The sequence below is a fragment of the Brevundimonas sp. EYE_349 genome (assembly GCF_023147505.1).
GTDB lineage: Bacteria > Pseudomonadota > Alphaproteobacteria > Caulobacterales > Caulobacteraceae > Brevundimonas.
Genome location: NZ_JAHXPB010000004.1, coordinates 152,216 through 165,042, shown reverse-complemented (window position 1 = coordinate 165,042; position 12,827 = coordinate 152,216). Strand labels below are relative to the sequence as shown.

Below are 12,827 nucleotides of genomic sequence, written 5' to 3'. Positions count from 1 at the left end.
GCGCTTCGACAGGGCGGCGCCCCATTCAAGCGTCACCGCACGGTTTATTTAGAATTCTAGGCCAGATTGTCTCAAAGGAGAGCGCTAGTGGACCGGATCGTCTTCTGCATGACTCGAGATCATGACTGGCGGGTCACCCTGCTGGCGGCGCTGATCTGCCTAATAGGAATGGGCGTCTCCACACGGTTTATGGAGCGAGTTCGACGATGTGATCCTGCCGGCAGACGACGCGCAGTCGCCATGGCCACGGTTGTTGGGGCCATGTCCATCTGGGCGACTCACTTCGTGGCGATGCAAGGATTCGTGGCAGGCGTGCCTGTTCGCTACGATCTGGGACTTACGCTGGCTTCGCTGGTTGTCGCCTTGGGCATGATCGGGCTGACCATTGGTTCAATTCAATTCGGCAAGGGGCGGGCATGGCGTGTTCTGGCGGCGGTCATCGCCGTGGCTGGCGTCGGCGCCATGCATTATCTCGGCATGGCCGCTATCAAAGGGCCGGCGCGGATCAGCTGGGATCCCAGTCTGGTCGCGGCCTCCCTTGGCGGGGCCATGATCGTCGGCGGCGCGACCGCCTTCTTTTATAAGCGCGGCGGTCTTCTCAACCTTTTGATGACGACAGTGGGCCTGTCCATGACAGTGATCGTGCTGCACTTCGTGGGTATGGCGGCGATAAGCCTGGTTCCGGACCTAACCGTGCTGGATACCCAAGGCCTGTCGCCCGGCGCGATCCGAGTACTTGTTGCCGTAGTGCTGTCGTTGATCTGCGGCGTGGCCGGCGTCCTTGCGGTCATGGCCTATGTCGCGCGCTCAACCGAACTGCGTCGCATACGCGAAGCGGTGGACGCCATGCCGGACGGGCTGGGTTTCTATGACGCCAAGGACCGGCTGGTGCTGTGGAATGCGCGCTACGCGGAGCTGAATCCGGAGCTCCAACCTCACCTCACGGTTGGAATGACGTTTCGTGAAATCTTGCAGATCGGGATCGAGCAGGGGCGTTACGACGAAGCCCTGGGCCGCGAAGACGACTGGCTGAACGAACGCATGGGGGCGCTGCGCCAGTTGTCCGCCAGCATCGAACAACAGGTCGGAGGCGGCCGCTGGCTCCGCGTCCAAGACCGTCGCACATCCGAAGGCGGCATGGTCATCGTCTGCAACGACATCACCGACCTGAAACGGGATGCTCAGGCCTTGGCCGAGGCGCGAGATGCGGCCGAGGCCGCCAACGTCGCCAAGAGCCAGTTCCTGGCCAATATGAGCCACGAGATCCGCACCCCGCTCAACGGCGTTCTGGGCTTATCGCAGGCGCTGGCCAGGACCGAACTGACCCCCGAGCAGCGCGAGATGCTGGATTTGATGCAGGCCTCTGGCAAGACGTTGCAGACCCTGCTCAGCGACATCCTGGACCTGGCCCGCGTCGAATCAGGCAAGCTGGAGTTGACCGAGGACGCTTTCGAACTGGCGGTCGTGGTGCGCGAAGCGGCGCAACTCTATGTCGAGAACGCCCGCCAGAAGCGCCTCGATTTCCATGTCGATATCGATCTGGAGGATGGGGTCTGGGTTATGGGGGACGCGGTCCGCGTCAAACAGGTGCTGACCAACCTGATCTCCAACGCCGTGAAATTCACCAGCCAGGGCTTCGTCGGGCTCGTGGTCCATCAGGGCGAAGATCGGGACGGCCGGCCGGTGCTGCGTTTCACCGTCGAGGACAGCGGCATCGGCTTCGACGCCGCGACGCGCGACCGCCTGTTCACCCGATTCGAACAGGCCGACGGCGGCATCACGCGCAAGTTCGGCGGCTCGGGCCTGGGCCTGTCGATCTGCCGCCAGTTGGCGGACATGATGGGCGGCGATCTGGATTGCGAGAGCGAACCGGGCAGCGGGGCGGCCTTCATCCTGACCCTGCCGCTCAAGCCCTGCGTCGCCCCGACGCCGTCGGAACCAGCTGACACGGCGACGCAACATGCCGATGGCGCGCGCACGGTCAACGTTCTGGTCGCCGACGACCATCCGACCAACCGGCGCGTCATCGAGCTGATTCTGGCCCAGACGGCCGCCAAGATCGTCATGGCCGAGAACGGCGCCGAGGCTTTGGAGGCTTTCCGAGCCGACGTCTTCGACCTGGTGCTTATGGATATGCAGATGCCGGTCATGGACGGCCTGACGGCGACGCAGGAGATTCGCCTGCACGAGGCGGCGATGGGTATGGCGCGTACGCCGATCGTCATGCTGACAGCCAACGCCATGCCCGAACACGTCGCCGCCGGACGCGCGGCAGGCGCCGATCATCATTTGGCCAAGCCCTTCAACGCGGCGGAATTACTGACCCTGGTGGCCAGTCCGGCCGCCCTGACCAAGGATAGGGCGCAGGCGGCGTAGGCGCGCCTTTGAAGGTTGCGCCATCGGTTCGATGCGTGTAATAGCCCGCGCTCTTGAATTCGAGGGTTCATGACCCCCGCCGCGCGGGCCCAGGGTTGGCGCGGCGTTTCTGTTGTTGTTGAGGCGAGCCACATGGCCGAGATCATTCTGAACGTGGACGTCCGCGATGGCGTCGGCACCGGCGGCGCTCGCGCTGCGCGTCGCGCGGGTTTCGTGCCGGGCGTCCTTTACGGCGGCGACAAGGCCCCCGTCGCCATTTCGGTGAACGAGAAGGACTTCCGCAAGTCGCTCTACACCGGCAAGCTGCTCGGCCACCTGGTGACGCTGAAGTATGGCGAAGAGACCCAGCCGGTCATCGCCAAGGACGTGCAGTTCGACCCAGTGTCGGACCGCCCCCTGCACTTCGACCTGATGCGCGTCGATGAGAAGGCCCCGGTCAAGATCGAGGTTCCGGTGCACTTCCTGAACGCCGACGAAGCGCCCTTCGCTCGTCAGGGCGGTTCGCTGGAAGTCGTCCGTCACGCCGTCGAAATCCTGGTCCGTGCCGACCAGATCCCGGAAGAACTGGTCGTCGACCTGGCCAAGTCGCAGATGGGCGACACGATTCGCATCTCGGACATCACCCTGCCCAAGGGCGCGGAAGCCACCATCACCGACCGCGACTTCGTGATCGCCACGATCAAGGTCTCCTCGGCCGCCCTGTCGGCCGCCGCCGACGAAGCCGCCGACGCCGAGGCCGCGCCGGTCGAGAAGACCGAAGGCTAAACCTTCGTCGCTTCGACTAGATCACGCCCCGCCCGGCTCGCCGCGGCGGGGCTTTTCTTTGGGCCTGGCGCGAGGCATGAGAACGCCATGATCATCATCGCAGGCCTGGGAAACCCTGGCGCCAAATATGAGAAGAACCGGCACAACATCGGCTTCATGGCCGCCGACGAGATCTCGCGGCGGTGGCGGTTCGGGCCTGAGCGGGCCAAGTTCCAGTCGATCATCGCCGAGGGGGACGTCGAGGGGACAAAGATCCTGCTGATGAAGCCCCAGACCTATATGAACGAGAGCGGCCGGGCGGTCGGCGAGGCCGCGCGCTTCTACAAGATCAAGCCTAGCGATATCATCGTCTTCCACGACGAAATCGACCTGGCGCCCGGCCGTTTCCGTATGAAGACGGGCGGCGGCGCGGCGGGGCAAAATGGTATCCGCAGCCTGATCAGCCATCTGGGCGCCGACTTCCGTCGCGCCCGCATGGGCATCGGCCATCCCGGCGAGAAGGAGCTGGTCATGCCGCATGTGCTGGGCGACTTCCACAAGGCCGAACAGCCGTGGTTGAACGCCATGCTGCAGGCCTGCGCCGACGCCTTGCCTTTTGCAGTCGCAGGCGACGACGAACGCTATCAGGGCGAGGTCATGCGACTGGCTCCCGCGCCCAAGTTCAGCCCGCGCCAGGCGGCGCGTGGAGAGCTTTAACTTTCGCTGACGGTCGAAAGGCCGTAGAGGCGAAGCGTGACCCGATCCCAGGCCGACAACTGGTCGACTGCGAAATCGCTGGCCTTCCTGGCGGCGGTGTTCGCGCTCGTGATCGGCGCGCTGCTGCCGTTCGCGGCGTTGGCGGCCGTCCAGCCGGGCCATCCGCTGGTCATCTGCTCCGCCGAGGGACCGCAGACGATCCAGTCGGGCGGCATGGACGGGCCGATCAACAAGCACGTCGGGGCCAAGTGCGCCGCCTGCGTCACCCCGCCTGTCGCCGCCCTGCCCTGCCCGCCCGCGCCCCAGCCTGCAACGATCATCCGCACGGTCGAGACCGTAGTTTACGCACCTGTAAGCGTCGGCGCGCCGCCGCCCGCGCGGGCTCCGCCACGCCCGCCGTCCACCGCGCCGCCCCACCCCTGAATCCAGACTGCCAGCCCGCGCCGGTTTGAATCCTGCGCGACGTGTTTGCCCTGAACTTCAGGATTCCCATGTCTTCCAAGACGATCGCAGCGCCACCGCCGCTGCGTTCCGACCAGCCGGACGCCCTGTCCGGCGCCTATCGCGCGGTGTGGCGATGGCATTTCTACGCCGGCGTCTTCGTCATGCCGGTTCTGATGCTGCTGGCCCTGACTGGCGGCCTCTATCTGTTCAAGGACGAGATCGACGGCCTGGTCTATCGCGACATGATCCGCGCGCCGGTTGCCCAGAGCCAGGTCGGGCAGGCCCAGGCCGCGCCCGAGACCTGGGCGGCCCGTGCCGAGACGGCCGCCGGCGGCGGACGGGTTGCCAATCTGGTCTTGCCGGCTCGGTCTGACGAGGCCGTTCGGCTGCGTGTGGACCAGCCGGATGGGGCGCAGAAGACCGTCTTCGTCGATCCCCATACCGGGCGCGCGACGGGCGTGATCCCGGCCGGCGGAGTCATGGAACTGATCAAGAAGCTGCACAGCCTCACCCTGCTCGGTCGGCCGTTCAACATTCTGGTCGAGATCGTCGCCGGCTGGGCCATCATCCTGTTCGCCACGGGTCTTTATCTATGGTGGCCCAGAGGGCGCGCCGTGGCGGTCCTGAAGCCACAGACGACCGACAGCCGGCGTCGGCCATTCTGGCGTGACCTGCACGCCCTGACAGGTTTCTACGTCGGCGGGGTTGTGCTGTTTCTGGCGGTCACGGGCATGCCGTGGTCGGCGGTATGGGGCGAGCGCGTCATGGGCTGGGTCAAGGAGACCGGCTGGGGCCGGCCGCCCGCTCCGGTCGCGGGGGCCTGGCAGCGCGCCCAGCACCATGACGCGCCGGTCGGCGCCGGCTGGACCATGGAGGGCATGGTCATGACGCACGATCACGCCGGTCACGGCGCCCTGACGCAGGTGATGCACGCCGCCGACGCGGCGGGCTTGGCGCGCCCCTATGCGATCAACATTCCGGCGAGCGAGGGCACGGCCTATACGGTCACGACCCAAGCCCGCCGCGTTCAGGACAGCCGCTCCCTCTATATTGACGGCGCGTCCGGCCGGGTGCTGGGCGACATCGGCTATGACCAGTTTGGGGCCGGCGCCAAGGCTATCGAACTGGGCATCTACACCCATCAAGGCACGCAGTTCGGGCAGGCGAACCGCATCGTCATGCTGCTGGGCTGCATCGGCGTGTGGGTGCTGGCGATCAGCGGCCTGGTGATGTGGTGGAAGCGACGGCCGCCCGACCTGTCGCGCCGCCGCCTGGGCGCCCCGCCCGCCCCGCCCGGCCCCCGCGTGCGCGCCGCCGTCTTGGGCATCGTTCTTCCCCTCGCCATCCTCTATCCCCTGACGGGACTGAGCCTGGTCGCGGCCGTGTTGCTCGATCGAGCGCTACGACCGATGATCCGGCGCCGTCCCGTCGCCTTCTGAAAGGCTCATACAATGAAGATCAAATCCGCCCTGGCCGCCGCGCCCGTCCTCCTTCTGGTGCTGAGCGCCTGCAATCCGTCGCAGCCGGCCAGGACGCCCGCCGATGCGGGCCAGGCCGCGGCAGTGGTCGCCGCCGACGCCTGGTGCCGTCCGTCTCCGAACGGCGCCAAGGCGGGCGGCTGCTACATCACCCTGACCGCGGCGACCGACGACCGACTGACCGGCGGCTCCACACCGCGCGCGGGGATGCTGCAGGTTCACGAGATGAAGACCGAGAACGGCGTGATGACCATGGGCGAAATGGGCCAGGGCCTGCCGCTGCCGGCGGGCGAAGCGGTCGCCCTGGCGCCCGGTGGAAACCACCTGATGCTCATGGAGTTGACTGCGCCGTTGGTCGCCGGCGAAACCGTCCCCCTGACCCTGACCTTCGCCGACGCCGCGCCCGTGACGGTTCAGGCCAAGGTGCGTCAGCCGGCCATGGCAGGCATGGATCACGGCGCCCATTAAGCCCTTTTGAAGCGCGAGCCTGACAAACCCGTTCGAACGGGTTAAAGGCTCGCGCCTTCTCCAAGGAATACCCATGGCCCTTAAAGTCGCGATCGTCGGCCTGCCCAATGTCGGCAAGTCCACCCTGTTCAACGCCCTGACCAAGACGGCGGCGGCCCAGGCGGCCAACTATCCGTTCTGCACCATCGAGCCGAACACCGGCGACGTCGCGGTGCCCGAGGCGCGTCTGAACGCCCTGGCCGAAATCGCGGGCTCCAAGGAGATCATTCCGGCCCGCATCACCTTCGTCGACGTCGCCGGCCTGGTGCGCGGCGCGTCCAAGGGCGAGGGCCTGGGCAACCAGTTCCTGGCCAACATCCGCGACTGCGACGCCGTGGCCTTCGTGGCCCGCTGCTTCGTCGATGACGACATCACCCATGTCGAGGACCGAATCGACCCGATCGCCGATCTGGAGATCATCGAGACCGAGCTGATGCTGGCCGACATGGAAAGCCTGGAGCGCCGCCGGCCGCAGTTGGAGAAGCGCGCCAAGGGCGGCGACAAGGAATCGGCCCTGACGCTGAAACTGGTCGACCTGGCCCTGGCCCAGTTGAACGCCGGCAAGCCCGCCCGCACGGCCGAAGTGTCCAAGGAGGACGTGAAGGCCTGGCACATGCTGCAACTGCTGACGGCCCTGCCCGCCCTTTATGTCTCCAACGTCGAGGAAGGCTCGGCCGACAAGGGCAACGACCTGTCCGACAAGGTCGCGGCCCGGGCCGCCGCCGACAACGCCAACTCGGTCGTCATCTCGGCCCAGATCGAATCCGAGATCGCCGTGCTGGACGACGAGGAGCAGCGTGAGTTTCTGGAGACCCTGGGCCTGGAAGAACCCGGCCTGAACCGTCTGATCCGCGAAGCCTACAAGCTGCTGGGGCTGCAGACCTATTTCACCGTCGGCCCGAAGGAAGCACGCGCCTGGACCATCAATGTCGGCGACACCGCGCCCCAGGCGGCGGGTGTGATTCACACCGACTTCGAAAAGGGATTCATTCGCGCCGAAACCATCGCCTTCGACGACTTCGTGGCCCTGCGCGGCGAAGCCAGGGCGCGCGAAGCGGGCAAGCTGCGCGCGGAAGGAAAGTCCTATGTCGTCAAGGACGGCGACGTGATGAACTTCCTGTTCAACTAGATGGCGTAACGGGCGGGGTTTCGGCCCCGTCCTTCTTCATCATCTTTTCCAGAGGGTTGGCGGGGTCCGGCGCGCGCGGCGAGCCGGGGCAGCGCGCCAGCTTGGTCGTCAGCATGTCGCGATCCACATAGGTCAGGGTCAAGACATCGCCAGTCGTACCCATGTGGACGCGCTCGTTCACGGCCTTGCCCTGGGCCATGCAGGACAGCGCCGCGACATAACCTGATCCCCGCTCGTCGATGCTGCCGATGTCACAGTTGTGGCCATAGGCGTCAAACCGCATCGGCGTGATGGTGATCGGGCTGTTCGCCCCCTGCGGCCGCTCGCACCATGCCGGATTGGCCGCCCAAACCCCCACAAAACTGCGCGGTCCGCGAGACGCCAGAGACGACGGGCCCGGCGGCTCCACTGGCTGCATGGCCTCGGGCGTGCGAAGCGGCGCGGCCGGTTCGTTGGGCGGATTGACCTGATCGTCGCCGCAAGCCGCCAGCAGGACGAGGGCGGCGAGCGCCGGAAACAGGGCCGTTTTCATGTCCCCACAACGCAACGGCGAAGGTTCAGGTTCAAACCGACCATTCATTGCGGTTGATTCTAATAATCGTTCGCAGTAACACGCCGCCAATCACACAGCGGGGCCATTGATGCGCACTCTCCTCCTCCTTTCCACCGCCACAGCGGCCATCGGTTCGGCCCTGATCGTTCAGCCTGTCCGCGCCGAGGCGCCCGTCGCCGCCGCGCCCGCCGCCGAGGTCGATCCGGTCGTCGTGCTGGGCACGCGGTCACGGCGCCTGGCCTCCAATGTGCCTGGCACGGTCAGCGTCATCGACGCCGAGCAGATCGAGACGATTCTGGCGACCGACATCAAGGACCTGATCCGCTTCGAGCCGGGCGTCAGCGTTCCGACCTCGCCCGCCCGCTTCGGACTGGCGCTTTCGGGCGCCGGCCGCGACGGAAACTCGGGCTTCACCATCCGTGGCATGGGCGGCGACCGGGTCCTGATCGTCAACGACGGGGTGCGTCTTCCCGCCGGCTTCTCCTTCGGCGCCCAGGCGGTCGGCCGCGGCGGCTATAACGATCTGGACCTGATCAAGTCGGTCGAAATCCTGCGCGGTCCCGCTTCGGCCCTTTACGGTTCGGACGGCGTCGCCGGCGCCGTGGCCTTCACCACCAAGGATCCGTCCGATTTCCTGGTCGGCGAACAGACCTTCGGCGCCCGCGCCCGGGTGGCCTACAACTCCGCCGACGAAGGCTGGACCGAGGGGCTGGCGCTGGCGGGCCGTTCGGGTTCGCTCTCTGGGCTGCTGGCCTATACCCGCCGCGATGCTCAAGAGACCGAGAACAAGGGCTCAGTCGGCGGCCTCGGCGCGACGCGCACCCAGCCCAACCCTCAGGATTTCGGCTCCAACGCCTATCTGGGCAAGCTGGTGTGGGAGGTGAACCCTAACCACACTCTGCGCCTAACCTACGACCACCTCGATTCGGAAATGAACGGCGACGCACTCAGCAGCCGGTCTTCCACCGTCCTGGCCGTCACCGCCCATGACGAGACCCAGCGTGATCGCGTCAGCGGCGACTGGCGCTTCCAGGACTTCGCGGGCCTCAGCGACGGTTCGGTCTCCGTCTATTGGCAAGATTCCAACACGCGACAGTACACCTTCGAAGACCGCGCCACCCTGGCCGACCGGGTGCGCGACGTGACCTTCGACAACACCGTCCATGGACTGGCCGCCCAGGGCTCGCGCGTCTTCGGTCAGGGCGCGGCGGTGCAGCACCGCGTCACCCTCGGCGGCGACTGGTCGATGACGACGCAGGAGGGGGTTCGCGACGGCGTGGTCCCGCCGGTCGGCGAGACCTTCCCCCTCCGCGCCTTCCCCAAGACCGAATACCAGCTGGCCGGTCTGTTCGTACAGGACGAGATCGAACTGCTGAACGGCGCGCTCAGCATCATCCCGGCTGTCCGTTACGACTGGTATGATCTGTCGCCCAAGGTCGACGCCCAATTCCCCGCCGCCGCCTCGGGCCAGAGCGACGACCACATCTCGCCCAAGCTGGGCGTCGTCTATTGGACGGGGCCGCATCTCGGCGTCTTCGCCAACTACGCCCTGGGCTTCCGCGCGCCCTCGCCGATGCAGGTGAACAACTATTTCGAGAACCCGGTCTTCGGCTATCGCTCGATCCCGAACCCGAACCTGTCGCCCGAGACCAGCGAAAGTTTCGAGGCCGGCTTCCGTCTGCGCGATATCGATGTGGCGGGCGGCAAGATGCGGCTGAACACCACCGCCTTCGCCACCCACTATGACGACTTCATCGATCAGGTTTCGGTCAGCGGACGCGGCATTCCCGGCGTCGATCCGCTGGTCTATCAGTACGTCAACCTGACCGAGGTCGACATCAGGGGCCTTGAGGCGCGCGCCGACATCTATTGGGACAATGGCTTCAGCCTGATCGGCTCGGCCGCCTACGCCGAGGGCGAACAAACCACCGACGGCCGTCGCACGGACCTAGGCAGTGTCGATCCGGTGAAGGTGGTCGCGGGCCTGAACTATGCCGCGCCGTCGGGCGTCTGGGGCGGCTCGGCCACCGTCACCTGGTCGGGCAAGAAGGATGAGGCGACCTATAATCTATCGTGTGGGACGACCTGCTATCTGGGTGACAGCTTCACCCTGTTAGAGTTGACCGCCTATTGGAACGTGACGGAGCGGGCCACGCTGCGGGCCGGCGCGTTCAACGTCTTGGACGAAACCTATGGCTGGTGGAGCGACGTGCGCGGCCTGTCCGCCGCCTCGACCGTCAAGGACGCCTACACCCAGCCCGGCCGCAACTTCGGCGTTTCGCTGACGCTGCGGCTGTAAGCGACCATGCCCTCTCGAACCTCAAGGACACGCCCGATGCGCGCCATCCTGATCGCCGCCGCCCTGTTGACCGCAACCGCGCCGGCCGCCCTGGCCCAACAGGCCGCCACACCCACTGCGGTCGCAGCGCCCGCCAACGCCTTCGAACGGGATCGCCAGTCGATCCTGGCCCAGGCGGGCCAGTACCGCGTCCACTTCGACATGCGCGAGAACGTCAGCTTCCGCGCCGACTACGACCCGTTGGAGGAAAAGCTGTCCGGCGGCAGCGAGATCGTCCGCGTCGTCTATGACAAGGGCGACAGGATCAGCCTGCAGCACATCCTGGTCATGGAGCACGGCGGCCAGACCATCGTGGTCAAACACTGGCGCCAGGACTGGGCCTATCAGCCCGAGACGGTCCTGACCTACGCCGGGCCGAACCAGTGGACGCTGACGCCGGTGCCGGCCGACCAGCGCGCCGGCGCCTGGTCCCAGACGATGTGGCAGACCGACGATTCGCCCCGCTATGGCGGCGTCGGCCATTGGACCTACGACAACGGGCTGTCAGCCTGGACATCGAACCCGACCTGGCGGCCCCTGGCGCGGCGCGATGCGGTGCGCAATCCGATCTATGACCGCTATCTGGGGACCAACCGCCATATCCTGAAGCCGGACGGCTGGGTCCATATCCAGGACAATATGAAGATGTCGGGCAAGGCCGGCGGGGAACCCATCGCCATCGTTCAGGAAGACGTCATCAACACCTACGATCGCTCCACCAGCTATTCGCCCCGGGCCGGGGACGACTATTGGGCCAAGACGCAGGGCTTCTGGGCCGCTGTTCGCGACGCCTGGGACGCCGCTGTCGCCGCGCATAACGGCATCCATCTGGAGGAGGTCGGAGACACCGGCTCGGTCACCGGCACGCCGCTGATGGACCTGGCGCAATCCGTCGCCGACGGAAAGACCGCCGAGGCCGCCGCCATCGCCCAGGCGCGCACCTTGATCGAACAGGCCACGACACCCCGCTGACCCTTCCCCCAGCGCGGACGACTGAAACGGCGGCCGGGCGACCGGGAGCCGTTATTTTTGCCTCAACTCAGAACAACCCGGCCGTTTTCCATGCGGAAGGCGACTCCCGTCCGCTGGAGCAGCCGGGCGATGACGGCGGACGGATCGGCCGCCCCTTGATCAAGCAGCCGCTCCACGTCGCCACGCAGCGACGGGTCCCGCGACACCCGCGTCAGGCCGCTCAGCCATTCCTCGCGGCTAAGAACGCCGTCGGGCTGGCGCAACAGGGGCTTCAGGAAGTCGAACCAATCTCCGCCCGTCCGCTGGCGCTGCGCGCCTTCTGCCGCCAAGGCGAAGACGGCCCCGCAGGCGTAATAGGCCCGGTGTTCGCCGCGCGCGCCCGCCTGCGCTACCGGGCGTTTGGCCAGGTCGGCGCAATCATCCACCTCGGACTGCAGTTCGGCGCGGTCATCATAGGTCGCGTCCAGATGCTTCAGCGCCTGCACCGCCATCAGGTCCGCCCCGCCCTCGGTGATCCAGGCCTCGTCGGCGAACTGATAGCGGATGGTCTGGCCCAGCCAGAAGTGCGCGCCCTCATGGCCGATGAACCAGCGCGACCGCTCGCGGATTTCCGCCTGAGGCGTGGTCACGCCCCGCCCCTCGAACGACATCACGATCAGACCGGGCAGGACGCTGCCGCCCATGCTCGTCATCCTCTCCGTCGGGCCATTCCAGGCCGCCATGACGATGGGCGTATCCCCGCCGGCGCCGGGGGCGCCCAGCCGGTCGCGATAGTATTGGCCCACATGGGGGGCGAAGTCGCGGATCTCCTCGCCGATCCACGGGGGCAGGTTCGGGTCGATCACGGTGGACAGGCCCTGGCCCGGCGTCACCGTGGCGTCGCCCAGCAGGACATAGCTGCGCTCGTCCGTGGTGGTCAGGGCGTCGCGGCGGCGGCCGTTGAACAGCACCGGCCCGCTGTCGTCGCGCCAGGTCACGCGCGCCGGGCCGCCGTCGACCTTCGTCCTATTCAGGTCATCCGGCACCGCCTCCGCCGCCTGGGGCGAGGCCAGGGCGAAGACGTCCATCTGCCGCGTCGGCAGGGCGACCGCGCCGTTGGAGAACAGCAGGGTGGGATATTCCGCCTCTAGGTCCACGGCCTTCGGTCGAACGCGGAAACGCACCTCGCGCGGCACGGGGCCGCCGTCAGCGTCGCGGATGATGTCGTAGTGGCCGCGCCGCTCCATCACCACGCCGGGCGTCTCCACCGTCCACTGACGCGGCCGCCAGGGCTGGCGGGAATCCGTCTCCAGCGCCGAATCCATGAAGGCCCAGACCGGGGCGTCGCGCCCGAACCGATAGTCGACCATCAGTTGATCGCCCTGGCGCGTCACCATCACCTGAGCCCCGGCGTCCTCGAGCGCTGCGGGCCGCGAGACGGTCGGTCCGGCGGCGCAAGCTCCGCCGGTCAAAACAACGGCGGCAAGCGCAGAGGCGGCGAAGACTTGGACGCGCAAGGGCGATCTCCTGGCAGTCTGGAGGAGCGAAAAGCTTAGCCGCCGTCAACGCGCCGGGTCAGCTTACGGTTTC

The 12,827-nt window shown here is 66.8% G+C and carries 11 protein-coding genes; 9 read left to right on the top strand and 2 right to left on the bottom strand.

Annotated elements, in window-relative coordinates; translation table 11 throughout:
• The first annotated feature begins 240 nt into the window (after window positions 1-240).
• From KZX42_RS09120 to ychF, 7 genes are all read left to right on the top strand, one after another.
• A complete protein-coding gene (locus tag KZX42_RS09120) occupies window positions 241-2,376 on the top strand; it encodes an ATP-binding protein (RefSeq protein ID WP_248118891.1) in 2,136 nt (711 codons plus the stop codon).
• Window positions 2,377-2,508: 132 nt separating this feature from the next.
• The gene (locus KZX42_RS09115; RefSeq protein ID WP_248118890.1) at window positions 2,509-3,141 is read left to right on the top strand and encodes a 50S ribosomal protein L25/general stress protein Ctc; all 633 of its coding nucleotides are present in this window, start codon (window positions 2,509-2,511) and stop codon (window positions 3,139-3,141) included.
• A gap of 87 nt (window positions 3,142-3,228) precedes the next feature.
• On the top strand, window positions 3,229-3,837 hold the full coding sequence (gene pth / locus KZX42_RS09110) for an aminoacyl-tRNA hydrolase (RefSeq protein WP_248118889.1): 609 nt from the start codon (window positions 3,229-3,231) through the stop codon (window positions 3,835-3,837).
• Between the two features lie 36 nt (window positions 3,838-3,873).
• Window positions 3,874-4,260: a hypothetical protein gene (locus KZX42_RS09105; protein ID WP_248118888.1), complete on the top strand. Its 387-nt coding sequence runs from the start codon at window positions 3,874-3,876 to the stop codon at window positions 4,258-4,260.
• A gap of 68 nt (window positions 4,261-4,328) precedes the next feature.
• Entirely contained in the window at window positions 4,329-5,720 is a 1,392-nt protein-coding gene (locus tag KZX42_RS09100; RefSeq protein WP_248118887.1) for a PepSY domain-containing protein, read from the top strand.
• A 12-nt stretch (window positions 5,721-5,732) separates the two neighbouring features.
• Complete coding sequence (locus KZX42_RS09095) at window positions 5,733-6,227, top strand: copper chaperone PCu(A)C (protein ID WP_248118886.1); 495 nt, start codon at window positions 5,733-5,735, stop codon at window positions 6,225-6,227.
• 73 nt (window positions 6,228-6,300) lie between these two features.
• On the top strand, window positions 6,301-7,395 hold the full coding sequence (gene ychF / locus KZX42_RS09090) for a redox-regulated ATPase YchF (RefSeq protein ID WP_248118885.1): 1,095 nt from the start codon (window positions 6,301-6,303) through the stop codon (window positions 7,393-7,395).
• Here the strand turns inward: ychF and KZX42_RS09085 are convergent.
• The gene (locus KZX42_RS09085; RefSeq protein ID WP_248118884.1) at window positions 7,388-7,927 is read right to left on the bottom strand and encodes a hypothetical protein; all 540 of its coding nucleotides are present in this window, start codon (window positions 7,925-7,927) and stop codon (window positions 7,388-7,390) included. The genes ychF and KZX42_RS09085 overlap by 8 nt on opposite strands.
• A gap of 109 nt (window positions 7,928-8,036) precedes the next feature.
• On the opposite strand from KZX42_RS09085, the gene KZX42_RS09080 reads away from it, so the two are divergent.
• Window positions 8,037-10,247, top strand: a complete 2,211-nt coding sequence (locus KZX42_RS09080; RefSeq protein ID WP_248118883.1) for a TonB-dependent hemoglobin/transferrin/lactoferrin family receptor — start codon at window positions 8,037-8,039, stop codon at window positions 10,245-10,247.
• A 36-nt stretch (window positions 10,248-10,283) separates the two neighbouring features.
• Window positions 10,284-11,258, top strand: coding sequence for a DUF6607 family protein (locus tag KZX42_RS09075; protein ID WP_248118882.1), 975 nt, complete (start codon window positions 10,284-10,286; stop codon window positions 11,256-11,258).
• A 62-nt stretch (window positions 11,259-11,320) separates the two neighbouring features.
• On the opposite strand, the gene KZX42_RS09070 is transcribed toward KZX42_RS09075, so the two are convergent.
• Entirely contained in the window at window positions 11,321-12,754 is a 1,434-nt protein-coding gene (locus tag KZX42_RS09070) for a hypothetical protein (RefSeq protein ID WP_248118881.1), read from the bottom strand.
• Between the last annotated feature and the right edge of the window lie 73 nt (window positions 12,755-12,827).